This is a genomic window from Paenibacillus sinensis (genome assembly GCF_019904155.1).
GTDB lineage: Bacteria > Bacillota > Bacilli > Paenibacillales > Paenibacillaceae > Paenibacillus_AQ > Paenibacillus_AQ sinensis.
Genome location: NZ_JAHCMB010000065.1, coordinates 1 through 264, shown reverse-complemented (window position 1 = coordinate 264; position 264 = coordinate 1). Strand labels below are relative to the sequence as shown.

Sequence of the window (264 nt, the reverse complement as noted above, 5' to 3'; positions counted from 1 at the left end):
TTTCTTAAAGTCCTCTCCATCTCTTCGAGCGTCTTCAGGTAACCATCATATAGGTCTATTAGTTGTTGGCAACCGTTTATCGTCCATACCTTATTTGCTCTAAAGAGCTTTTGTAATAATCTAAGCTTGTTCAGGCAGGCTACTTTTAACTCAAGAACACGTAATTGTTTCGTGGATATAGCAATAACCGAGTCATAACAAAGCAGTGCGCCTTTATATTTGCCTTCTTTCCACAAAAGATTTGCTTGATGAAGTTCAGGTTCT

1 protein-coding gene is annotated in these 264 nt (G+C 38.3%); it reads right to left on the bottom strand.

Annotated elements, in window-relative coordinates; translation table 11 throughout:
• A partial coding sequence (locus KIH86_RS08815) for a hypothetical protein (protein ID WP_223110398.1) occupies positions 1-264 on the bottom strand: 264 nt, incomplete at both ends.